Genomic DNA, 22,035 nt, shown 5'->3' with positions numbered 1-22,035 from the left:
CTCTTGCACCTCCTTATCGCTGTTTTTCTCTGTTTCTGGTCTTGTTTTTTGACGGTTCGGATTGATTGACAGGTTCAACTTTACTTCCACTAAGCTCCATTTTTTCAGCAAACTCGCATATATGATAGCAGCAATTTCCGACATACAAATGGTAGTCATCAATATACTTGCACACTCTGTCTGCTGTGTGTCCATCACGAAAAGTAATCCTGATTTTCCCTCCATCGGGAATATAGAATTTCAAATTGTAATGACTGTCTATAAATCGAATTTGCTTTTCCTGCGGCTCTGCTCTATTCTCCTGTTGCTTCATTTTCCTTACCTCTCATTTTTGTTGCTTCATCAGAACCGCCGCCCAAATACGAAAAGAGTTTACCGGACTTTGTATTCTTCTGAAGCTCCATAATCACACCCATATCAGGAATCGTGATATTCGGGATTTTCAGGATTGCTTCCATATCAAGCTGCTGCAACTTTTTCTCCGTATCACAACCGGAGTCAAAGAGTTTATTCAGCACCTTGACCTTATTCTGAAAAGTTGCTTTGTCTTTCACGAAAATACCTCCTTAGCTAATGTTGATTACAATAGAAATACTGCCGCTCTGTTCTTCTTTCTGCGGATTACGTGAATACTCAGGAAAAAGGGACTGTACTCTCTGCCTTGCCCTGCGTATGGTTTCAAAACAAGGAAGTCCGTATGCTCGGTAATTAAATACAATATCCTCAAGCGGAAGATTTCCGGCAGGTATATATCCGTACCGATTGTAATAATGCAGAATAAGAAGCATATCATCATACCTCGACATCGGGCATTCCTTTAAGATTTCAAGCACTCGGCTCTCCACCGTTTTCTGTTGTTTCATAATGTTCCTCCAAAAATTAAAGGGACAGAGTTTTTTACGCTCTGCCCCGACTGATTAATGTTCGCTTGTTACTTACTTCTTACGGTTTTTAACCTGAAGAAAGATAAAGCCGCCGACAATAACGGCGACTAATGCGATAGCGATAATTGTCTTTGCTTCCATTACTCGTTACCCTCCTTTTTCTTCTTTTTGTATGCAACAACAGAAGTTACGGCGATACCGACAGCAGAAAGTCCGGCAAGGACATACCAAAGTTTCATATTGGTATCATCTCCTGTTTTCGGAGTATCCCTCAACTCATTGTGCATTTTTACAACGGCTGTTTCATCAAGTTTGATAGTAACATTCTGGTCGGCAGGTGTGATATATGCGGCAGAGGCATTGTTTGCCACTTCGGATACGGTATATTCGCCAATACGAAGTCCCTCAATCACAATTTCGCCGTTCTTATCTGTTTCAAATGTCATATCATAACCGTTTGCTCCGGTTACTCTGAACGCAAAACCTTTAACCTTACCATCTGAAGATGTCTTGACGATTTTCAGTGTTCCACGCATAGCTTCATTGATAAATCCAACACCAGCCTTATTCTCAACGGAATAAGTTGTTTCGTCTTTCTCAATGAAAACAGAGTATTCTCCCTTATCAAGCAGGAAGCCCTCTGGTGCTTTTGTTTCACGGACAATATATTTTCCGTAAAGCAGCTCTTTCATCTCATAAATTCCGGTTTCGGTTTCTTCAAGATTTCCGATAAGTTCATCGCCATCATCAATCTTTCCGTTCTCATTGGTGTCCTTATATACCTCAAAGGTTGCACCCGTAAGTTTGTTATCTGGATATTCAGCGTCCACCTTCGTGAGTCTGATATTGCCGTGAACATACTCATTGACAATCTCAATTTCAACTACCTGCTCGGCTTTGCTGATATTGACCTCATACGCCTTTTCATCAAGAACAAATCCCTTTGGCTGCTCGATTTCTCTTACAATCCATTTGCCATAAGGAACTTTTGCAAAAGAAAAACTACCGTCTTTTGCAGAGGTAGTCGTCATAAGTGCAGTATCCTTTGTAAATTCTGTTTCTTCGGCTTTGAAGATACCGATAACAGCACCCTCAAGTGCTTCTCCGTTCTCGTCAATCTTCTTACCTGATACAGAACCATAGATAAGTTCATTCTTGATTTCTTTTCCATCATTCACTTTGATTTCAACTGTTGCGGTATCCTGACCTGCATATTCAAACATAACCGGATATTTCGTATCAGAGAGAACATAATGCTCATCGGTTGCAATCTCCTTGACATAGTATTTGCCAAACGGAAGGTCTGACTTCATAACAGCAGTTCCATTTTCATTTACGCTGACAATCTCAATCAGTCCATCAGCCGGAATAACTGTACCGCTTGCAGATACAATATCTTCTGCGGCATAAAGACCAAAGCTGATGTTTTTGATTTCTCCGTTGTCGCCAATACCAAATGTCTTATCCTTTTCAATGGCTTTTACAAGGCTTACCTGCACTTTCTGTCTTTCGTTATAGAATGATGTGGAAGTTTCGGTAACAGAGATATTCTGACCTGCATAAGTAAGCTCAACCGTATGGGTTTCGCCACTGACTACCATTCCGTAAGGTGCTGTAATTTCCTTGACCTCGTATTTTCCGAGATAAAGTTCTTTGCTCTTCACAAATCCATCGGAGCTTGTTGTGATAGTATCTACCACTTCGCCCTTTGAACAGCGGAGCGTACCGTCCGGTGTGCTAATATCTTCCGCAGCACGGACTTCATAAACTGCTCCCTCAAGTCCTGTCACTTCATAAACAGGCTGATAAATAACATCACTGTCCTCAGAACCACTTACATTGACACCACTAAATACTTCTCCGGTTTTTTCAACCGTGATAGTACCTTTCTGTGCCATATTCGGCTTATTGACTTTCACAACAGTTACGCCGCCTTCCTCTGTGGAATTTTCTTCGGTAATATCAAAATATACCGGAGTATCATCAAGTACATATCCGTATGGAGCTTGTACCTCTACGATAGAATACCCCTTGCCGTAATCCAGTTTCTCAGGTGTGACAAGAGAACCATTTGCATCGGTATAGAACACATCAATCGTGGTCGGTGTCGGATAAGTAAAGGTCATTTTGACCTGATTACCCTGCGGGTCGTAAATCTTAAATCCTGCTCCTGCATACGGAATACTCTTTCCGCTTTCTGCGTCCACCTTAACTACATTGACAAAGCTCTCGAAGTTACGGTTATTGATGAGATAACGATAAGTCTGTGCGTTCTGTGAAATGAACACATCAAAATCATCCATCATCTCTCTGCCTTCCCAACCAGAAGTCTGGTGTACGGTATAAATACCATACGGCATATCTTTTGTCTGACCGAAGCCATTTTCATCGCAAACAATGGTATCTCTCTCGTCTTTATTGGCTGCGTCATAGCTTCCGGCAGATTTCAAATAAATCTCAAAGGAAGCACCCTTTTCAGGTGTTTCAATCTTTGTTTCTCCGTCATCGGTATGTTTGATGATAGCCACATTGCCTTTGATTACCTGCTCGGTTACATCATTGGAAGTAAGGTTGTGTTCCACCTCATAAAGTTTCGGGTCTGCACCTACTTCATGGATAGTCTTATCAAGCAAATATCCCTCTGACGGTGTGATTTCTCGGATTGTCCAGTCGGTATCACAAACATATTCTTTGGTAGTGAACTGACCGTTTTCATCAGTAACATACTTATCTACAAGCGTTTCTCCCTTATAGATACCGTAAATTGCTCCCGAAAGTTTGGCATTGCCCTGTGCTTCGCCTTTCTCAGCGTCGCTCTTTGTTACTGTTACAGTAAACTTCTTCAAAATATTATTGAAGTTTCTTGTGGTTACTTCTTTCCACTTCACTGGTGCAATCTGATTTTTCGGCACAACATAACGGATAGCCGTGTCTACTTCCTCAAGGGTATATGGTTCAGAACCACTGATAAGCACATCTTTGAAAGTTGCCACACCGTTTTGATCTGTAACTGCATACTGGTCAACAGCAGCACCGGAAAGAGAAGTACCGAAAAGATGGAACTTCATACCTTCAACAAGATTATCTTCTGAGGACTTCACTACCTGAAGGTCGCCACGCTTCAATTTGTTATTAAAATTGACCTTTGCAACCTGTCCTGCTACAACAGTAACTCTATGTGTTTCCTGCGGCTCGTACTTATCGTATGCCTGCTCGGTTACAGTATAGATACCCGGCATAAGGTTATCAATCTGGAACTTACCGCCATTAGCTGTTGTAACCGTCTGATTGATACCGTTTCCGGTAATCGTGAAGTTAATACCGTCAACCCTGCCGTCCTCACTGGTCTTTACAATCTGACAAGAACCATAGCTGACTTTCATCTTCACATAACCGTTGATACTGTCGCTTACTTCCTGAGCATAGCTGACAACATCCTGCACACTGGAATTCTGACCGTGTTTGCCCTCTGACCATACAACCACACCTCTGCGGACTGCATTTTTCTTGGTTGCGGTAATGGTAAATTCCTTACTCGGTGCTGTATCCATAGAAACCGTAAGTTTGTTACCATTCACTGAAAAGCTCACTCCACTGATGCTTGCCTTGAAATTATATTTGGACAGCACATTGTTTGAGTCTGTCAGGGTAGTTGTGTACTTACTTCCATTCCACTCAAGTTCTATTGTCTTTGCCGAACCGGATGATTTATTACAAAAGCTTGGTATGGTCGCATGGTTCTGTACACTCTGCACCATACTGTTGTAATAACTGAAAATCTTATTGCGGAGCGGATGCCTTGCATTGATGACATCTTTCACATTGCTGCAACCACTGGCTGATACATGATTGAAGTTCACATCACGCTCTCCGATAACAGTTTCCCAGATAAGAAGCTGTGTGGCATAAGCCTGTGCAATGCTGTTTGCTGCTGCTTCATTCTGTGACCTCCAAGATGTCGAGATTGTCCCACGATAGCCATACTGTAAAATACGACCAACGAAAAGACGGATTTCATCTCCGGAAATAACCCCATTGGATGCAAGGTTATTAAAATAATTTTCGTCATACTTATTCATTGTCTGACCGACCTTGAGCGAAATTCCCGGCTCAATACAATAAGCAACATTGCCTGAGTATGAGCCAATAGCCTTAAGATTGGTAAAATTGGAACGTCCGGTATGCCAACCATTTTTCAAGGTCAAATTGCTGTGTCCCCATACCCCATCGTAATTAGCATCGCCATCACGAGGGAAATCGACCATATAAACATCGGCTTTTTCTCCCGAAGCAGCATATGCTGTTGTCGAGCCAATGCCTGCAAAAGTGGTCACACACATAAGGGTCGCCAAGAAAAGCGACGTGACTCTTTTGAATTTTGACTTTATCATTGCGTTTCCTCCTGTAAAAATTGAAAACACACCGTATCGCTACGATGTGCCTTTGTGGATTTTCTCTTACGACAGAATTTACCTGCCGAAAAACAAATGCGGATTTTTCGTTAATTTTTCATTTTACCATACACCTCCAGTCCGTTCATACTGTGCGATTGCCCCTTAGAGATAGACATATACTTTGAGATAGTTATATTCAAGTGAGATAATATATATCATTTTCGGTAGGTAGAAGTATAACTAAGGGGTTAGAGTGTGAGAAAGGGGAACTGTAAAACAGGCTATCTGCTGTCACGCTCTGCACGGTTACGCAAAAACTTGTTGTAATGCTCCAATGCCTTGCAGACAAAATCCTCCGTCTGACTGACGGGAATGTTTTTCGGGATAAGCTGTCTTACTCTGTCGCCCCTCAACACGATTTTTTCCTTTTGGTTCGGCTTTTCCTCAGACATAACAGCGTGGATTGCTTCTGTTGTAAGGTTGCCCTCGTTGAATAACTTTCGCATACGGATTGTCTGGTCGTGTGACGGGGTTGCGTCATTCAGGTCGATTTCGTCAACCACATCACGCTGGCAATCTTCGTCAAGATAGGAAAGTTCTACGGCAGGACGCATTTTAATACGCCCCTCGTCAACAAATTCAAGCAGTTCAGGAACAAGGTTTGTCAGACGAATATAACGCTGTATTTGTGTTTGACTTTCTCCACTTTGTGCAGCAAGTTCTTCCCTTGAATAATTTTGTCCCACTGGGACTAAATTATTTTTTGTAGGTCTGCCTGCTTGTCTTTTCATTGCTTCCAAACGCATTTTATAGGCAAAGGCTTTTTCACTCGGCAATATCTCTGACCTCTGGAAATTACTTTCAACCATTAAAATGGTCGCTTCATCTCTGTTCAGGTCTACAATCTCACTTCTCAGTGTTTCAAATCCTGCCAGTTCACAAGCTCGCTTTCGTCTGTGTCCTGAAACAAGTTCGTATCTGCCGTCCTCTTTCTGCCTTACCGTTGCCGGAGTAATCACTCCTCTTTCCTTGACACTCTCCACAAGCTGCATCATATCTTCATCGTCCCTGACCTTAAACGGGTGGTCGGGGAAATCATCAATTAGCTCCAATGGAATATCTCGGATTTTTGAAAGCTGTTCTTCATCTCTCTGTGCCTGCGTGGTAAATAAATCATCGAGCTTCGTGAGAGTGAAGTCGCTCTTTCTTCCTGCCATCGGCTAACACCTCCTTTGTAAATTCAGCGTATGCCTTAGACACTGTGCTGTTTGGCTCATAAGCATAAATACTCTTGCCTTTGGAAGAAGTTTCAGCGGCTTTTACGGCAATCGGGATTTGTGTTCGATACATTCTTATCTGATTACCAAAGTTTGCCCTGAGTGCTTCCACCGTACTCTTTGCAAGGTTTGTTCGGCTATCCACCAAAGTAAGAAGCATACCGTCTATCTTAATATCCGGATTGATATACTTCTTTACTTTTGAAATGGTCTGCACAAGCTGTGTCATACCCTTTGCAGGCAAATACTGAGCCTGAACCGGAATAATAACACTGTCTGCCGCCGATAAAGCATTGAGAGTAACCATACCAAGTGAAGGCATACAGTCTATAATTACATAATCATATCTGTTCTTCACTTGACTCAGATAATTCTTGAGTGTAGTTTCTCTGCTCATTGCGTTCACAAGGTTAAATTCCATTGCTGAAAGCTCAAGGTTTGCCGGAACAAGGTCAACACCTTCTTCGTGGTGCAGGATACCAACCATAGGGTCTGTCATCGTTTCATTGATTACATCTGTGAGTTTCGTTGCAAGCGTGATACCCAAGCCGTCTGTATCCTGCCAACCAAGACAAGTCGTTAAATCTCCCTGCGGGTCTGCGTCTATGAGCAATACTTTCTTGCCCTGCATTGCAAGCCCGACTCCGAGATTAACGGTTGTGGTAGTCTTTCCGACTCCGCCTTTCTGGTTACATACGGAAATCGTTTTACAGTTTGACACTTCTTTTTGCCCTCCTTTCTGAAAATTCATAGCCACCGCATTATGGCTATGTACCTGACCGACTCATTTCCTAATCGGTCATAGCAATATTTGTTCTCAACACCCCTTGCCAAGCAAAATGCTTATGGGAAATCACTAAGGAACAGACTGCTTATCTGTATCATAGGGTTCTAACCTCTGCCGGGTACTCCGCCAGCTCCGTAGAGAAGTATCATTATCATTCTGACTGTCATCGCCATATCAGGGGCAACCTGATACTCATAGCCGGAGTTCTCGCTATTCTGAAATACAGAAATCACGGCGTACCTGCTAAAGTGGCTATCATCAGAAATAAAGTCTTAGTGAATGACTTATTCAATTTTCAAGCGAAAAGGCTTCCGTTTTTGCTATCCGGAATGAACCCCTTCACTCATTTGGACAAAGGGGTATGAAATGCACACCCAAAATCTCCTCTTTTCCAAAAAATTCTTCCAAAAAATTTTTGAAATAAAAAAGCCGCCTGCTCCGGTTAGGAAACAGACGGCAAATCACGTTCTAAATGTATTCAATTTTCAATTTCTTTTTCTTTGCTTCAAGCACTTTACATAGAACATCATCTACTGCGTCGGTGTATCGTCCCTGAGCTGCTAAATTGTTCTTCAATTCAATGAGCAATTGTATCACTCGGCTTCGTTCTTCTTCATTTAAGTATAGATGATAGGTTTTCTCTCTCATTGGCTGTCCCTCCATCTTTCAAATGTATTTTTGATTATCTCCACATCTTCCTCGGTATCAGAAGAAATAAATATATGTACGTTCTGAAAAGCTTTCTTTAAATTATTGGCATAATCCAGTTCTGTGCCTTTCATCGGCAACTTAATCAGCCTTATTCCTCTTTGCTTGCACATATATGCTTTCATTATTTCTATATTCTCGTCAGCACTTTCTGACTCAATAGCCAACTTCTCTGAAGCTATGTATGTTTCAAGCGGAACTCCAAGCAATCGGTCAGAACCAAGTTCTGCTTTCAAGCCTTTCTTATTAGAATAATAGCTGACAGCCAAAGCAGGAAACAATGACAAATACTCCTGCTCACAAATTCGGCAGCCTTTATTCAATATCGTTCTTTCATTTATCTTCATACTCCACGAATGACCGTGCCTGCATTTCCACCACGCTCTCTTTGCCGAAGTTCGTGATACCTCTGTAGGTTTCAGTTTATTCTGTTCATAATCCCATTCGCTAAGAAGCTGACTGTCTGTTGTCGCCAAATCATTATATCCGGCAAGGACTTCTCTCTCCGCACAAACGGGGCATACCGTACCTTTCACACGGGCATTGATAACTGATTTCCACTCGTTACCGCATTTTCTGCACTTCCACCAGACATTTTTCCTCGATTTTGCATTTACCTCATCAGGCTTCAATGGTAAGTTCTTCTCCGACCACTCCGAAGCAATTTCAGGGTGTGTTGTCTGCAAATCATTAAACCCTTTCAGGAATATGTACCCACTGCAATACGGGCATTTGCTCCCACCGGAACGAGTAGAAATAAGGGTGTTCCACTCTCTGCCGCAATCCTTACACTTCCACCAAGCCTTACGATTGGCAAAGACCGTAACCTGAGTTGGAAGTAACGGATAATTTCTATCCGACCACTCGGCAGCTATATCCGGCAGAAGTGTTGCAAGGTCATTAAATCCTGCCAACACTTTATTATGAGAGCAGTACGGACAACCTGTTTTATTTATTGTCCTGCTCTTAACGGCAGCTTCCCACTCGTGACCTTTTTTACATCTCCATATCACTTTCTTATGAGAACCAATAGAAACCTCTATCGGTTTTATCTTATTCTTTTTCGACCACTGCTTTACCAATAGTGGCTCTAATGTCGCCAAATCGTTAATACCTGCAATCACTCTCGCACCGGAACATATCGGACATTTCTCTCCATTAGAACGAGCCTTAACGCTTGCCTGCCATTCATGACCGCAAGCACCTCTCCACCATACTTTTTTATTTGAACCGAAAGTAATGTCATCAGGCGTAAGCGTTAAATTCTTTTCCGACCACTCCGAAACAAGCTCCGGGTGTACTTCTGCTAAACTGTTATTCATAGCCAAACCTCAACCTCCTTGTGCTTAGAGTATATGAAGTTTTGGCTTTATCTTGTAGTTTGCGAATATCCGTATAAATAGAAAAAGCCCTTTGAGAAAGGGATTTCTCCTCTCTCAAAGGGCAAGTTGGCAAACTGAAAGTTTCACATTATCTATTACAATGTAAATAATGCTTTTTCGTAGTCCTTAACATAATACTTAATATTGGTTCTACCTTTTTGTATTACAGTATGTCCCTCCTTCTCAAGCATCTCCTTTTGTGCCTCAACTCCTCCAGGATACTTTGCATTTAATTCCCCATTTGCTTTTAATGTTCTCCAATAAGGTGTTTTATCTTCTGCACGCTGATAACTCGCCCATGCAACTATTGAAACAAAAATTCCAGCTGTGATTGGCTCTGTAAAATCAGCACCGCTTTGTTTAGCAAAGTAATCTCTTATTGTACCTACAGTAAGCAATTTACCACAAGGCACAAGTCGCATTACTTTGTCATAGTCAATAGGTGGGGCAAAGTACATTTTATCTCCACCATATTTTTCAATGCTCTTTTCATCTGTTATTATTTGAACTTTAGGCATATCCTTGCTATCCATAAGCATAGCATTAAAATCTTTTTTATCTTCATTTGCCATAAGTATCACCTCCAAGCCAATCATATCTCAATAAATATACTCATGCAATGAGACGGTTTTTAAATTTCTCTCAAAAATTCCGATTTGTATTTCTGTTTGTTTTAAAAATGGGCAACTCCAATTGGAATTGCCCACTCATTGCACTAATTATGCGATTTTTTCTTGCTTGCACCGATTTCTGCATCAAATGATGTAAGTTTGATGTAAATCGCTGTTTTTTCAGTTTTTTATCAAATGAAGTATGTCCCGTCTATTTGGTAAAACGGTACATCTTTACATCATCTTAATAGAGCTTCGCACCTGCCGGAATGTGGTCATCTACCATCAGAAGATGAAGCTTTTCTTCGCCTTCTTCTTCATGAATAGCACTGAGGAGCATACCGCAAGAGTCAATGCCCATCATAGCTCTCGGTGGAAGATTTGTGATAGCAATCAGAGTCTTTCCAACCAGTTCTTCCGGCTCATAAAAGCTATGAATACCGCTTAAAATGGTTCTGTCTGTGCCTGTTCCGTCATCAAGAGTAAACTGTAACAGTTTCTTTGACTTCGGTACTGCAACACACTCTTTAACCTTTACTGCACGGAAATCTGACTTGCTGAATGTATCAAAATCAACAAATTCCTCAAATAAAGGCTCTACCTTTACCTTAGAAAAATCAATCTTTTCAGACTCAGTTTTTACATTTTTTTCAGGTGCTTCAGAAGCTGTATTATTTACATCATTTTTCTTATTTACACCATCTAAGGACTTCATTGTCGGGAACAGCAGTACGTCACGGATTGCCTGGCTGTCTGTAAGCAGCATAACCAGACGGTCGATTCCGTATCCGATACCACCTGTAGGCGGCATACCGATCTCCAGTGCATTCAGGAAGTCTTCATCTGTGTGGTTCGCTTCCTCATCTCCTGCGTCAGCAAGAGCATCCTGCGCTTTGAAACGCTCTCTCTGATCGATCGGGTCATTAAGCTCGGAATATGCGTTACACATTTCCCATGTATTAATGAACAGCTCGAAACGCTCTACCTTATTCGGATCAGAAGGTTTCTTCTTTGTCAGCGGAGAAATCTCAATCGGATGATCCATGATAAAGGTTGGCTGGATCAGTTCTTTTTCACAGTATTCCTCGAAGAACAGGTTGATGATATCACCCTTCTTATGACGTTCTTCATATTCAATATGATGCTCATCTGCAAGCTTCTTAGCTGCTTCATCATCTGCAACTTCATCAAAGTCAATTCCTGCATATTTCTTGATCGCATCATTCATGGTCAGACGTTCAAAAGGTTTGCTGAGGTCGATCTCGATACCATTGTAGGAAATCTTCGCAGAACCACAAACCTTCTCTGCCAGATAACGGAACATAGACTCAGTCAGTTCCATCATGCCTTCATAATCTGTATATGCCTGATAAAGCTCCATCAGAGTAAACTCCGGATTATGACGGGTATCTACACCTTCATTACGGAATACACGTCCGATCTCATAAACTCTCTCAAGACCACCAACGATCAGTCTCTTCAGATAAAGCTCAAGAGAAATACGAAGCTTAACATCTTCGTTCAGTGCATTATAATGAGTTTCAAACGGTCTTGCTGCAGCACCGCCTGCATTTGCAACCAGCATCGGAGTTTCCACTTCCATGAAGTCACGGTCTGCAAGGAAGTTACGGATTTCTTTCAGAATCTGGGAACGTTTGATAAATACGTTCTTGCTGTCCTGATTCATGATAAGGTCTACATATCTCTGACGATAACGCATATCTGTATCTGTCAGTCCATGGAATTTCTCAGGAAGAATCTGTAAGCTCTTGGAAAGAAGAGTCATGCTTTCTGCATGGATAGAAATCTCACCTGTTCTTGTTCTGAATGCAAAACCTTCCAGTCCGAAGATATCACCGATATCGGATTTCTTAAAATCTGCATAAGAATCTGCTCCGATCGCATCTCTTGCTACATATACCTGAATATTTCCCTGTAAATCCTGGATATTGCAGAAAGAAGCCTTACCCATAACTCTCTTGAACATCATACGGCCTGCGATCGCTACGTGGATCGGGCTTGCGTCCATGATTTCTCTTCTCTCTTCGTAATCTTTCTTAACAGCTTCCTTTGCCTGTTCTTCATCAAGACCTGTTACATCTACTTCTGCACGATCTTTGAGAAGTTCTGCCTCATGTGCTTCATAAAGACTCTTCACTTCCATTGAGTGATGAGTCTGATTAAACTTTGTGATCTGAAATGGGTCTTTTCCATTAGCCTGAAGATCTGCCAGTTTATCGCGACGTACCTTCAGTAACTGGTTTAAATCCTGTTCCTGCTTCTGCTGTGCCACCTTGGTTCCTCCTTATATACTTGTATAATTATTATTTGTTCATAACTGTTCAGTACCTTCACAGTTACGAGCCAAAATGCATTAAAAATCACCTGCGGTGATGGCATTTTGGCTTGTATGTCTCGGGATTTTGGTACTTACGTGCCAAAACACCTCGCGGGATAGTAGACTACTGAATAGTTACATTTATTCTACATTTCCATGTGATATCAGATGTAACAGAAGATTCCATTCAACAGAATCCTGTATTTTCAAATATCAATTTATCAGATATACAGACAAAAATAAGAAATAACAAACTTCTTATTGTCTGCTTATATAGTCAGAGAAAGGTGCGCGTTATGCCTTTGCATGATAAATCTCTACGCGCACCTCAGTCATCTGTCTCTTATACGTTTCTCTGGATCTCCAGAACTTTGTATTTCATGATTCCTGCCGGCATCTCTACTTCTACTACATCGCCTGTATGCGCACCGATAAGTGCTTTTCCTACGGGAGATTCGTTGGAGATTTTGCCTTCAAGGCTGTTAGCCTCTGTGGAACCTACGATCTTCAGCTCGATGTCTTCTTCGAATTCAAAATCGTGTACTTTAACCTTACATCCAACGCTGATCTTGTCCAGATCTACTTCGTCCTCTACAACAACTTCAGCATTCTTTAAGATCTTCTCGATTTCTTCGATACGTGCTTCAATGTCTCTCTGTTCGTCTTTCGCTGCATCGTATTCCGCATTCTCAGATAAGTCGCCCTGTTCTCTGGCTTCCTTAATTTTCTCTGCTACTTCTTTTCTCTTTACTACCTTTAAATCATGCAGCTCTTCTTCTAATTTTTTAAGTCCTGCATAAGTTAGTAAGTTTTTCTTTTCTTCCATAATAACCTTACTCCCTTTCAACATCCGGTATAGTCTTCTGCGTTTCTTTTCGCCCCGGATCACTACATGGATTTATGTGCTTCCTGATACATCATACCTGAAAAAGGGCAGACTTATTCTAGGATATTCACAATTTCTGTATTATACAAAAAAGCACCCAGATTGTCAAGCATTCCGAGCGCCTTTGCTATTGTTTATATTTTTCATTTCACATGGTTTTAACTTTTATGCTAATCTTGATAAAAGCGCCTCCAGAGCTTCATAACTTTCTATGGTGTTTGACTCTCTTCTGAGCCCTGCGCTGTGACGCATGCCTGCAGTATACCAGGCAACGTGTTTACGCATCTCACGGATTCCTACGAATTCCCCTTTTAATTCAATCTGTTTTCTGGCATGACGCAGGATCATTTCACGTATTTCCTCTACAGACGGGCGTTCCAACAGTTCTCCTGTCCGGAAATAATGGTTCAGTTCGCGGAACAACCAGGGATTTCCCCTTACTGCACGTCCCACCATAACAGCATCACATCCGGTCTGTTTTACCAGTGCTTCTGCTTTCAGCGGAGAATCTACATCTCCGTTTCCAATTACAGGAATGGTAATCGCTTCTTTTACCCTGCGGATCGTATCCCAGTCTGCAGTGCCGGAATAGTACTGCTGTCTGGTGCGCCCATGCACTGCAAGTGCTGCTGCTCCCGCCTCCTCAATACGTTTCGCGATTTCAACAATATCTACCGGTTCATTCTCAAATCCGATTCGCACCTTGACAGTCAACGGTTTACTGATTGCAGATGATACTTTTCGAACGATCTCTTCAATCAGATTCGGGTTCTTCAACAATGCAGATCCCTCGCCGTTATTGACAACCTTCGGCACAGGGCATCCCATATTGATGTCCAGGATATCGAAATCTCTGTCCTCAATGGATTTCGCAACCTCTGCCATAAGATCCGGTTCACTGCCAAAAAGCTGCATGGAAACCGGGTGCTCACATGAATCAATCTCCATCAGGGCAATGGTGTTCTTATTATGAAAAGAAATCGCTTTTGCACTGATCATTTCCATACAGATCAGTCCGGCCCCCTGCTCTTTACAGAGCGTTCGAAATGGCAGGTCTGTGACACCTGCCATTGGTGCAAGAACAAACGGATTATCAATCTGTACGTTTCCTATTTTCCACTGCATCTCCATGAATGGTTCTCTTGCCCGTACCGGCTCATTCCTTGTCTGCATGGATTCAGTCCTCACTGCCCGATGTTTTCTTCAGTTCTTCTTCCGGGATGTCTCCGAGAAAGAATACTTTATAATACATTTCCAGAGATTCCAGAAGTTCTTTCTTGTCCTGCTGAAGCTGTTTGATCTTCAGTCCGCTTCCGATCTCATCGTAGCGGGCATCTGCTTCCAGAGCTTCTGTTTTAAACTGAAGTCTGCCGTTTTCGTCAAATTCCAGAGTCAGGATTCCTCCTACATCCTCTGTGTAAAGAACACACATGATCTGAAGTTCTTTCTTCACATGATCCGGAAGTGCATTGAAATCCTGATTAAAATAAAATTTCTTCTCATAGGCACTTGCGCCGCAGAGAGTAATGTTGTCCTGATACATAAATTACTGTTTCCCTCTTTCGAAATTATTCAGAATCTTTATACATAGCTGTAAAGTCCACGCACCGAAACCTCTCCTGCGCTGACTTTCACAACTTCTTTATTCTGCCTTTCCACAAGCAGTTCACCTTTTTCATCAATCCCCCTGCAGATTCCTTCGAAACTTCTGTCACCATCGATCACTCTGACCGGCTGGTTCAGATTTGCAAGGATTCTGTGGTAATCATCCAGCAGATGAGTAAAATCACAGGTCTGGATAAATTTCTCATAGTTGATCTCGAAATATTTCATCACCAGTGCAATCACCTGATTTCTGTCATATTCATGACCGCCCTCCAGAATCAGTGAAGTCGCTTTGTCCTGCATTTCTTCCGGAAATTCTTTCAGGTTTACATTGATTCCTACTCCGATGAGAACATAATTGATCTTCACACCATTTGTTCCCATCTCGGTCAGGATACCACAGATTTTCTTCTTAGAGATTACAATATCATTGGGCCATTTAATACTTACGTTAAACCCCAGTTCCTCTGCTGCCTGTGCCACTGCCATTCCCATAACCAGTGTCAGCATAGACGCATACTGCGGTGAAAATTCCGGACGTAGGAGCAGTGTCATCATAATAGAGCTGCCCTCCGGCGCTTCCCATCTTCTGTCAAAACGTCCTCTTCCCGCAGACTGGAATTCCGCAACTGCCAGAGTTCCATGCTCTGCACCATTTTTTGCCAGACGCTTGATCCATGAATTGGTAGAATCTGTTTCTTTTGCAAAATGGACGGTTTTGCCCGCCCATTTTGTGTTTATTGCCTGTGAAATTGTTTCTTCATTATACAGATGTGCCATTATTTGTTCTCCGGCTCTCCTAATGTTGCTACCATGACAGCTTTGATGGTATGCATACGGTTCTCTGCCTCATCAAATACTTTGGACTGCTCAGATTCAAATACTTCGTCTGTTACTTCCATGTCTGTCAGATTGAATCTCTCGCCCATTTCCTTGCCGATCTTTGTCTTAAGGTCATGGAATGCAGGCAGACAGTGAAGGAAGATTGCTTTCTCGCCTGCGTTCTTCATAACGTCCTTTGTTACTTTATAAGGTGTCAGATCATGGATTCTCTCTGTCCATACCTCATCCGGCTCACCCATGGATACCCATACGTCTGTATAGATAACGTCTGCATCCTTTGTTCCTTCCTGAACATCCTCTGTCAGAGTGATGCTTCCGCCGGATGCTTTTGCATATTCCTCGCACTGAGCAACTAACTCTGCATTCGGGAAATATTTCTTAGTTGTGCAGGCTACGAAATGCATGCCAAGTTTTGTGCAGGCAATCATCAGGGAATTACCCATATTGTAACGGGCATCACCCATGTATACAAGCTTACGTCCTTTTAAATCTCCGAAATGCTCACGGATTGTCAGCATATCAGCGATCATCTGTGTTGGATGATATTCGTTCGTAAGGCCATTCCATACCGGAACACCTGCATGTTTTGCAAGCTCTTCTACGACTTCCTGACCAAATCCACGATATTCGATACCATCATACATTCTTCCCAGAACTCTTGCTGTATCTGCAATGCTTTCTTTCTTACCGATCTGAGAACCTGTCGGATCCAGGTATGTGCTTCCCATTCCAAGATCATGGGCAGCTACCTCAAAAGAGCAGCGGGTTCTTGTACTTGTTTTTTCAAAAATAAGTGCAATATTTTTGCCTCTGTAATATTCGTGAAGCTCGCCGGCTTTCTTCTTTGCTTTAAGTTCTGCGGATAAATCAATAAGATATGTGATCTCCTCCGGTGTAAAGTCTTTCAGTGTCAGAAAGTTTCTTCCTTTTAAGTTCATAATAATTCTCTCCCCGATGTCATTTATTCTCTTTTGTTATTTGTCTGTCTCCACTTTCGGATCAGTGACGATCTCTTTCAGCGAACTTGCCAGACCTGCGATTCCCTGAATATCCGACGGAATAATGATCTTGGTTGCCTTACCGTCTGCTGCCTTGGCAAATGCTTCCAGACTCTTCAGTGTCAGAACTGCTTCATCTGCTCCTGCCTCTCTGATCATGCGGATACCCTCTGCATTGGCATTCTGAACTTTCAGAACTGCCTCAGCCTGTCCTTCTGCCTCCTTGATCATACGCTCTTTCTGAGCCTCTGCGCGAAGGATTGCTGCCTGTTTCTCAGCTTCTGCATCCAGAATTGCGGATTGTTTCTTACCTTCTGCAACAAGGATCGTAGATTTCTTCTGACCTTCTGCGATCAGGATTGCTTCACGACGTTCACGCTCAGCTTTCATCTGTTTCTCCATTGCATCCTGAATAGCTGCCGGAGGAATAATGTTCTTCAGTTCCACACGATTGACCTTGATTCCCCATGGATCAGTAGCTTCATCAAGAGAAGCTCTCATCTTGGTATTGATCGTCTCACGTGATGTAAGTGTCTCATCCAGTTCCATGTCACCGATAATATTTCTTAAGGTTGTTGCGGACAGATTCTCGATTGCCATGATCGGATTCTCCACACCGTAAGTATAAAGCTTCGGATCTGTAATCTGAAAGAATACGACAGTATCGATCTGCATGGTTACGTTATCCTTTGTGATAACCGGCTGCGGTGGAAAATCCACTACCTGTTCCTTCAGATTTACCTTTCTGGCTACTCGTTCAATAAACGGAACCTTGAAGTGAATTCCTGTACTCCAGGTTGCCTGATAAGCTCCCAGACGTTCCAGGATTACTGCATATGCCTGTGGTACAATGCGGACGCAGGATGCAAGGACCCATACCGCAATAACGATAATAACTATCAGAAAAACCACGCCCATAACTAATCCTCCTTATTCTGTTTTACGATAAGTTTCACACCTCGGATCTCTTCGATCGTTACAACGGTGCCTTCGCCGATTTTTTCGTCATCAGCAGAACGTGCAGTCCATTCAATGTCATTGATACGAACCTGGCCTGTCTGCGCCAGATTGTCAATCTCCTGAATCACAACTGCTTTCTTTCCAATCAGACTGTTTGCATTGGTCTGTATGGTTTCTTTGTTGAAGTACTTCATTGCCAGTGGTCTGGTAAAGATGAGAAGTACCAATGAAACACACAGAAACAGCAATATCTGTACAGTGAGGTTCGCTCCTGCATAACATGCAATAGCAGCGACCAGTGCGCCGCCGGCAAACCAGATGGTGGTCAGTCCTGCCGTAATTGCCTCTACAACAAGCAATAACGCAAGAATCCCAAGCCAGATCAAAGGCTGCATGAAACTCCTCCTTTCGTCTGCTATCGTCTCTGACGAGCAGCTTCATACATGAGAATTCCGGATGCCATGGCAGCATTCAGAGATTCTACTTTTCCACACATAGGAATCCGTATCAGACAATCAGCACTGTCTGCCGCTTCATCTGTCAGTCCTTTTCCCTCATTGCCGATCAGGAAAGCAGTTCCTCCTGTGTAGGATTCCTGATCATAAGAGTTCTTACCATGCAGATGCGCCGCAAATGTGCGGATATTTCTGTCTTTCAGTTCCTGTGCTAATGATACCACACTTTCCACATATAGGAAAGGCATTCTGTAGACAGAACCCATGGTTGATCGTATAACCTTCGGGTTTGTGATATCCACGCAGGTCTTTGTCAGAAGAACTCCGCTTACTCCGGCACCCTCTCCTGTACGGAGAATAGTTCCCGCATTTCCCGGATCCTGCAGATCTTCCAGAATCATAACCAGCGGATTTTTCCCGCCAAGAATATCTTCCATTATATAGGAAGGTTTCTTAAGCACTGTCATAATTCCCTGCGGCGTCTGCGTATCGCTCATCTGTCGAAAAACAGAATCTGTTACTATTTCATATGGAAGTTTCTCCACCTGAGCCATCAGTTCTGCATCACCGCTGAGAGCTTCTGATACATACACCTTCGAAATCCAATCCCTAGGTGCTTCGCCGAACATTTTTCTTCCTTCTGCAACAAAAAGCCCTTGTTCTCTGCGGGCTTTTGTTTTCTGGTTCAGCTGTATGATATTTTTTACCTGTCCGTTATTTACACTGGTGATCATATCTTATCCTCAATTTTCCGAAACCTTATTCAGGTCACTGTTTGCTCCTGCTGCAACAACTGTGCAGTCTGCCGGAAACACTTCATCCGGCGCCACATTCATATTCATCTTATCGCCATGCTTCAGACCGATCAGATTGATGTTATACTTTTCCCTGACCTTCAGCTCCCGAAGTGTTTTTCCTATCCATTCCCGCGGGATCTTAAATTCTGCCATACTGAAATCAGAAGAAAGCTCAAACATATCGACAAATCCACTGGAGAGAAGATTTCTTGCAACTCTGATACCCATGGAATGTTCAGGATAAATCACCTTATCTGCCCCTATTTTCTCCAGTATCCTGCCATGAAGAGGATTCATTGCCTTCGCCATGACAAAAGGAACTCCAAGTTCTTTCACCTGCATCGTTGCTGTAATACTGGCCTCCATATTCTCGGCTACTGCGATGACCGCAACATCTACGTTCTGAACTCCAAGCGATTCCAGAATTCCCGGATCACGCACATCTGCCTTGACAGCATAGGAAACTTTCTCTGCGATATCCTGCACATTATCATCTTTATCGTCAATGGCAAGTACATCACAGTTCGCCTCTGCCAGAGTAAGGGCTACCGTCATCCCGAACTGCCCAAGACCGATCACTGCATAAGATTTGTTCTTCATTTTCTTCCTCATTTCTCTTTCTGAACATGTATTCGTTATCCTCTGCGAATATCCGCCTGACTGCCGAACCGTTACTATCCAATCATAATATCTTCTTCTGCCAGATGTGAATCTGCCGGCATTTTCTGTACACGTACAGTCACTGCAGTTCCCAGAGTCAGCGGACCGATTCTTCCCAGATACATAGTCAGGATCACGATCCATTTGCCTGCTGTATTCAGGCAGGGTGTCAGCCCTCTGCTAAGTCCTACCGTTGCAACCGCAGATGTAATTTCATAAACAACATCTTCTATAGGTGCTTCCGGCATGGCTGCACACAACAGCATACTCATGAGAATAAGTACTGTAAGTACCATACCTGTCACTACGATTGCAGAACGGATGTAGCTGTCTCTGATTCTCCTGTGGTGTACTTCCACATCCCGTTTTCCCTGAAGATTGGATTTCAGACTCAGCAGAAGGACCGCAACTGTTGTTGTCTTAATTCCACCTGCTGTTCCCATAGGGGAACCGCCGATCAACATCAATATCAGGCACAGCATATAAGTTGCATTGGAAAATCTCTCCTGGCTTACAGTGAAAAATCCGGCTGTTCTTGTGGTAACTGACTGGAACAAAGATGCCATCCACTTCGTTCCCGGCGAATATGTCCCAATACTTTCCGGATTTCCATGATCAAACAGAAAGATCAGTACTGTACCGCCCACAACAAGTATCAGCGTCATCATCAACACGATCTTACTGTGAAGACGAAGATTTTTAAACACACGTCCCACAGGAAGTTTCCCTCTGATGACTCGTTTAATCTTATCCCAGATATCCCACCAGACCACAAACCCAAGACCTGACATAATGATCAGTCCTACACTTGTAAAGTTTACGATCGGATCAGCAACATACTGAGCCAGGCTGTCCTCTCCCAGCAGATCAATACCAGCATTACAGAATGCAGATACTGCCGTAAAAACAGAGTATCCCAGACCTTTTGCCAGACCGAACTGCGGAATAAATCGAACTGCATAACACACTGCACCAATTCCTTCTGCTCCAAACACACAGATCAGAACTTTCTTCACCAGCCTGACCATCCCACCCATTCTGTCCATATTATAGGACTCCTGGATAACACGCCGGTTTCTCAGCGATATTTTCTTTCTCAGACTTATAAAAATAATACTGCCCAGGGAAATCAGTCCCACACCTCCAATCTGGATCAGGACAAGAATAATAATCTTGCCTGCCAGAGTCCAGTGAGTTGCCGTAACAACTGTCACAAGCCCTGTTACACATATACTTGTGGTTGCGGTAAACATGGCATCTGTAAAAGATGTGTGGTATCCGGGTGCCGTACAAAACGGCAGCCACAGAAGTAATCCCCCTAAGATAATCACCCCCGCAAAACCGAGGGTAATTATCTGAGCAGTATTTAATTTATGCAGTCTGTTATATAACTGCATCTTTTTATTCATTTGTTATTTGTTGTTTTTATCATAGTTATGAGAAAGTGACTGGCATACTTCCCACTGATAGTCAGAGATACCTTTCTGCATAGCAAGTGCTTCATTGATATCGAAGTCTACGAATTCACCGTGACGATATCCGACAACACGGCATGTCTTGCCTGCAATAAGAAGGTCTACAGCCAGAGCACCCATCATAGATGCATATACACGGTCTTTACATGTCGGGCTTCCACCACGCTGCATGTGTCCAAGGATTGTAGCACGTGTTTCGATACCTGTGGCAGCTTCGATACGTTTTGCCATTGCTTCAGAATGACCGATACCTTCTGCATTGATGATGATGTGATGCTTTTTGCCTTTCTTACGACTCTCGATAATGTTATTGATCAGCTTCTGCTCATCATAGTCATATTTTTCAGGAACCAGAACGTCCTCAGCACCGTTGGCAATACCGCACCACAGAGCAATATATCCTGCACCACGTCCCATAACCTCGATGATACTGCATCTCTCATGAGAAGTGGAAGTATCACGTACTTTATCAATTGCTTCCATTGCTGTGTTTACAGCTGTATCAAATCCGATGGTATATTCTGTACATGCAATGTCAAGGTCGATTGTTCCGGGAAGACCGATTGTATTGATTCCGAGATTCGCAAGCTTCTGAGCACCTGCGAAGGATCCGTCACCACCGATGACAACAAGTCCGTCAATTCCATGTTTTCTGCAGATCTCTGCTCCACGTTTCTGGCCTTCTTCTGTACGGAATTCTGCACAACGTGCTGTATAAAGGATTGTACCTCCACGCTCGATTGTATCAGATACATCTTTTGCGCTCATGTCAATAATCTCTTCGTTTAACAGACCATTGTATCCTTTCAGAATACCTTTTACATTTAATCCATTGCTTAAACCTCTTCTGACAACTGCACGAATTGCAGCATTCATTCCAGGTGCGTCACCACCGCTGGTAAGGACACCAATGGTTTTTATCTTGTTTTCTGCCATCTTTTCTTCCTCCATCTTCTGAATCTATCTCATTTTTAC

The 22,035-nt window shown here is 42.8% G+C and carries 22 protein-coding genes; all 22 read right to left on the bottom strand.

Going from position 1 to position 22,035, the window contains the following annotated elements; genetic code table 11:
* Positions 1 to 13 precede the first annotated feature (13 nt).
* Positions 14 to 313: a hypothetical protein gene (locus tag LJE09_RS04105; protein ID WP_015512771.1), complete on the bottom strand. Its 300-nt coding sequence runs from the start codon at positions 311 to 313 to the stop codon at positions 14 to 16.
* Positions 294 to 554, bottom strand: a complete 261-nt coding sequence (locus LJE09_RS04100) for a hypothetical protein (RefSeq protein ID WP_023920501.1) — start codon at positions 552 to 554, stop codon at positions 294 to 296. The genes LJE09_RS04105 and LJE09_RS04100 overlap by 20 nt, the downstream gene beginning before the upstream one ends.
* Before the next feature lie 12 nt (positions 555 to 566).
* A complete protein-coding gene (locus LJE09_RS04095; RefSeq protein WP_055062735.1) occupies positions 567 to 863 on the bottom strand; it encodes a hypothetical protein in 297 nt (98 codons plus the stop codon).
* 161 nt (positions 864 to 1,024) lie between these two features.
* Positions 1,025 to 5,275: a SpaA isopeptide-forming pilin-related protein gene (locus LJE09_RS04090; protein ID WP_227081524.1), complete on the bottom strand. Its 4,251-nt coding sequence runs from the start codon at positions 5,273 to 5,275 to the stop codon at positions 1,025 to 1,027.
* A gap of 284 nt (positions 5,276 to 5,559) precedes the next feature.
* A complete protein-coding gene (locus tag LJE09_RS04085; RefSeq protein WP_055290558.1) occupies positions 5,560 to 6,495 on the bottom strand; it encodes a ParB/RepB/Spo0J family partition protein in 936 nt (311 codons plus the stop codon).
* Positions 6,452 to 7,276, bottom strand: coding sequence for a ParA family protein (locus tag LJE09_RS04080; RefSeq protein WP_054754259.1), 825 nt, complete (start codon positions 7,274 to 7,276; stop codon positions 6,452 to 6,454). Before LJE09_RS04080 ends, LJE09_RS04085 begins: the two co-directional genes overlap by 44 nt.
* Before the next feature lie 170 nt (positions 7,277 to 7,446).
* Positions 7,447 to 7,575, bottom strand: coding sequence for a hypothetical protein (locus LJE09_RS17905; protein WP_255601781.1), 129 nt, complete (start codon positions 7,573 to 7,575; stop codon positions 7,447 to 7,449).
* A gap of 235 nt (positions 7,576 to 7,810) precedes the next feature.
* The gene (locus LJE09_RS04075) at positions 7,811 to 7,990 is read right to left on the bottom strand and encodes a hypothetical protein (RefSeq protein WP_035402001.1); all 180 of its coding nucleotides are present in this window, start codon (positions 7,988 to 7,990) and stop codon (positions 7,811 to 7,813) included.
* Positions 7,987 to 9,372, bottom strand: a complete 1,386-nt coding sequence (locus LJE09_RS04070) for a zinc-ribbon domain-containing protein (RefSeq protein ID WP_147567903.1) — start codon at positions 9,370 to 9,372, stop codon at positions 7,987 to 7,989. The genes LJE09_RS04075 and LJE09_RS04070 overlap by 4 nt, the downstream gene beginning before the upstream one ends.
* Before the next feature lie 155 nt (positions 9,373 to 9,527).
* Positions 9,528 to 10,004, bottom strand: a complete 477-nt coding sequence (locus LJE09_RS04065; RefSeq protein WP_035401488.1) for an MGMT family protein — start codon at positions 10,002 to 10,004, stop codon at positions 9,528 to 9,530.
* A gap of 283 nt (positions 10,005 to 10,287) precedes the next feature.
* Positions 10,288 to 12,336, bottom strand: a complete 2,049-nt coding sequence (gene lysS, locus LJE09_RS04060; protein WP_227310992.1) for a lysine--tRNA ligase — start codon at positions 12,334 to 12,336, stop codon at positions 10,288 to 10,290.
* A gap of 388 nt (positions 12,337 to 12,724) precedes the next feature.
* Positions 12,725 to 13,207, bottom strand: coding sequence for a transcription elongation factor GreA (greA, locus tag LJE09_RS04055; protein ID WP_008707789.1), 483 nt, complete (start codon positions 13,205 to 13,207; stop codon positions 12,725 to 12,727).
* A gap of 225 nt (positions 13,208 to 13,432) precedes the next feature.
* Entirely contained in the window at positions 13,433 to 14,392 is a 960-nt protein-coding gene (dusB, locus tag LJE09_RS04050; protein WP_334303159.1) for a tRNA dihydrouridine synthase DusB, read from the bottom strand.
* A gap of 52 nt (positions 14,393 to 14,444) precedes the next feature.
* Positions 14,445 to 14,810, bottom strand: coding sequence for a DUF6145 family protein (locus LJE09_RS04045; RefSeq protein WP_008707791.1), 366 nt, complete (start codon positions 14,808 to 14,810; stop codon positions 14,445 to 14,447).
* A 38-nt stretch (positions 14,811 to 14,848) separates the two neighbouring features.
* Entirely contained in the window at positions 14,849 to 15,652 is an 804-nt protein-coding gene (locus tag LJE09_RS04040; protein WP_118338849.1) for a biotin--[acetyl-CoA-carboxylase] ligase, read from the bottom strand.
* Entirely contained in the window at positions 15,652 to 16,653 is a 1,002-nt protein-coding gene (gene argF / locus LJE09_RS04035) for an ornithine carbamoyltransferase (RefSeq protein WP_008707793.1), read from the bottom strand. Before argF ends, LJE09_RS04040 begins: the two co-directional genes overlap by 1 nt.
* Before the next feature lie 36 nt (positions 16,654 to 16,689).
* Positions 16,690 to 17,631: an SPFH domain-containing protein gene (locus LJE09_RS04030; protein WP_173681193.1), complete on the bottom strand. Its 942-nt coding sequence runs from the start codon at positions 17,629 to 17,631 to the stop codon at positions 16,690 to 16,692.
* Between the two features lie 2 nt (positions 17,632 to 17,633).
* Positions 17,634 to 18,068, bottom strand: a complete 435-nt coding sequence (locus LJE09_RS04025) for an NfeD family protein (RefSeq protein ID WP_008707795.1) — start codon at positions 18,066 to 18,068, stop codon at positions 17,634 to 17,636.
* A gap of 20 nt (positions 18,069 to 18,088) precedes the next feature.
* Positions 18,089 to 18,862 carry a TrmH family RNA methyltransferase gene (locus tag LJE09_RS04020; protein ID WP_025579019.1) on the bottom strand — a complete coding sequence of 258 codons (774 nt, stop codon included), beginning with the start codon at positions 18,860 to 18,862 and terminating at the stop codon, positions 18,089 to 18,091.
* A gap of 9 nt (positions 18,863 to 18,871) precedes the next feature.
* Positions 18,872 to 19,525 carry a potassium channel family protein gene (locus tag LJE09_RS04015; protein WP_055060112.1) on the bottom strand — a complete coding sequence of 218 codons (654 nt, stop codon included), beginning with the start codon at positions 19,523 to 19,525 and terminating at the stop codon, positions 18,872 to 18,874.
* A 74-nt stretch (positions 19,526 to 19,599) separates the two neighbouring features.
* Positions 19,600 to 20,994 (bottom strand): TrkH family potassium uptake protein, encoded by a 1,395-nt coding sequence (locus LJE09_RS04010; RefSeq protein ID WP_025579017.1) that lies wholly within the window; start codon positions 20,992 to 20,994, stop codon positions 19,600 to 19,602.
* A 3-nt stretch (positions 20,995 to 20,997) separates the two neighbouring features.
* A complete protein-coding gene (gene pfkA, locus LJE09_RS04005; RefSeq protein ID WP_020993323.1) occupies positions 20,998 to 21,996 on the bottom strand; it encodes a 6-phosphofructokinase in 999 nt (332 codons plus the stop codon).
* Between the last annotated feature and the right edge of the window lie 39 nt (positions 21,997 to 22,035).

This window comes from Blautia sp. DFI.3.45, assembly GCF_020593505.1.
GTDB lineage: Bacteria > Bacillota > Clostridia > Lachnospirales > Lachnospiraceae > Blautia_A > Blautia_A wexlerae.
This window is presented reverse-complemented; position numbering and strand designations above follow the sequence as displayed.

What these genes read in the sequence shown, in the direction of transcription:
- LJE09_RS04010 (WP_025579017.1), bottom strand. Translation starts at nt 20,994, where the DNA reads ATGAATAAAAAGATGCAGTTATATAACAGACTGCATAAATTAAATACT.
- greA (WP_008707789.1), bottom strand. Translation starts at nt 13,207, where the DNA reads ATGGAAGAAAAGAAAAACTTACTAACTTATGCAGGACTTAAAAAATTA.
- LJE09_RS04040 (WP_118338849.1), bottom strand. Translation starts at nt 15,652, where the DNA reads ATGGCACATCTGTATAATGAAGAAACAATTTCACAGGCAATAAACACA.
- LJE09_RS04045 (WP_008707791.1), bottom strand. Translation starts at nt 14,810, where the DNA reads ATGTATCAGGACAACATTACTCTCTGCGGCGCAAGTGCCTATGAGAAG.
- LJE09_RS04105 (WP_015512771.1), bottom strand. Translation starts at nt 313, where the DNA reads ATGAAGCAACAGGAGAATAGAGCAGAGCCGCAGGAAAAGCAAATTCGA.
- LJE09_RS04020 (WP_025579019.1), bottom strand. Translation starts at nt 18,862, where the DNA reads ATGATCACCAGTGTAAATAACGGACAGGTAAAAAATATCATACAGCTG.
- pfkA (WP_020993323.1), bottom strand. Translation starts at nt 21,996, where the DNA reads ATGGCAGAAAACAAGATAAAAACCATTGGTGTCCTTACCAGCGGTGGT.
- LJE09_RS04030 (WP_173681193.1), bottom strand. Translation starts at nt 17,631, where the DNA reads ATGGGCGTGGTTTTTCTGATAGTTATTATCGTTATTGCGGTATGGGTC.
- LJE09_RS04065 (WP_035401488.1), bottom strand. Translation starts at nt 10,004, where the DNA reads ATGGCAAATGAAGATAAAAAAGATTTTAATGCTATGCTTATGGATAGC.
- LJE09_RS04075 (WP_035402001.1), bottom strand. Translation starts at nt 7,990, where the DNA reads ATGAGAGAGAAAACCTATCATCTATACTTAAATGAAGAAGAACGAAGC.
- LJE09_RS04085 (WP_055290558.1), bottom strand. Translation starts at nt 6,495, where the DNA reads ATGGCAGGAAGAAAGAGCGACTTCACTCTCACGAAGCTCGATGATTTA.
- LJE09_RS04095 (WP_055062735.1), bottom strand. Translation starts at nt 863, where the DNA reads ATGAAACAACAGAAAACGGTGGAGAGCCGAGTGCTTGAAATCTTAAAG.
- dusB (WP_334303159.1), bottom strand. Translation starts at nt 14,392, where the DNA reads ATGCAGTGGAAAATAGGAAACGTACAGATTGATAATCCGTTTGTTCTT.
- argF (WP_008707793.1), bottom strand. Translation starts at nt 16,653, where the DNA reads ATGAACTTAAAAGGAAGAAACTTTCTGACACTGAAAGACTTTACACCG.
- LJE09_RS04090 (WP_227081524.1), bottom strand. Translation starts at nt 5,275, where the DNA reads ATGATAAAGTCAAAATTCAAAAGAGTCACGTCGCTTTTCTTGGCGACC.
- LJE09_RS04025 (WP_008707795.1), bottom strand. Translation starts at nt 18,068, where the DNA reads ATGCAGCCTTTGATCTGGCTTGGGATTCTTGCGTTATTGCTTGTTGTA.
- LJE09_RS04015 (WP_055060112.1), bottom strand. Translation starts at nt 19,525, where the DNA reads ATGAAGAACAAATCTTATGCAGTGATCGGTCTTGGGCAGTTCGGGATG.
- LJE09_RS04070 (WP_147567903.1), bottom strand. Translation starts at nt 9,372, where the DNA reads ATGAATAACAGTTTAGCAGAAGTACACCCGGAGCTTGTTTCGGAGTGG.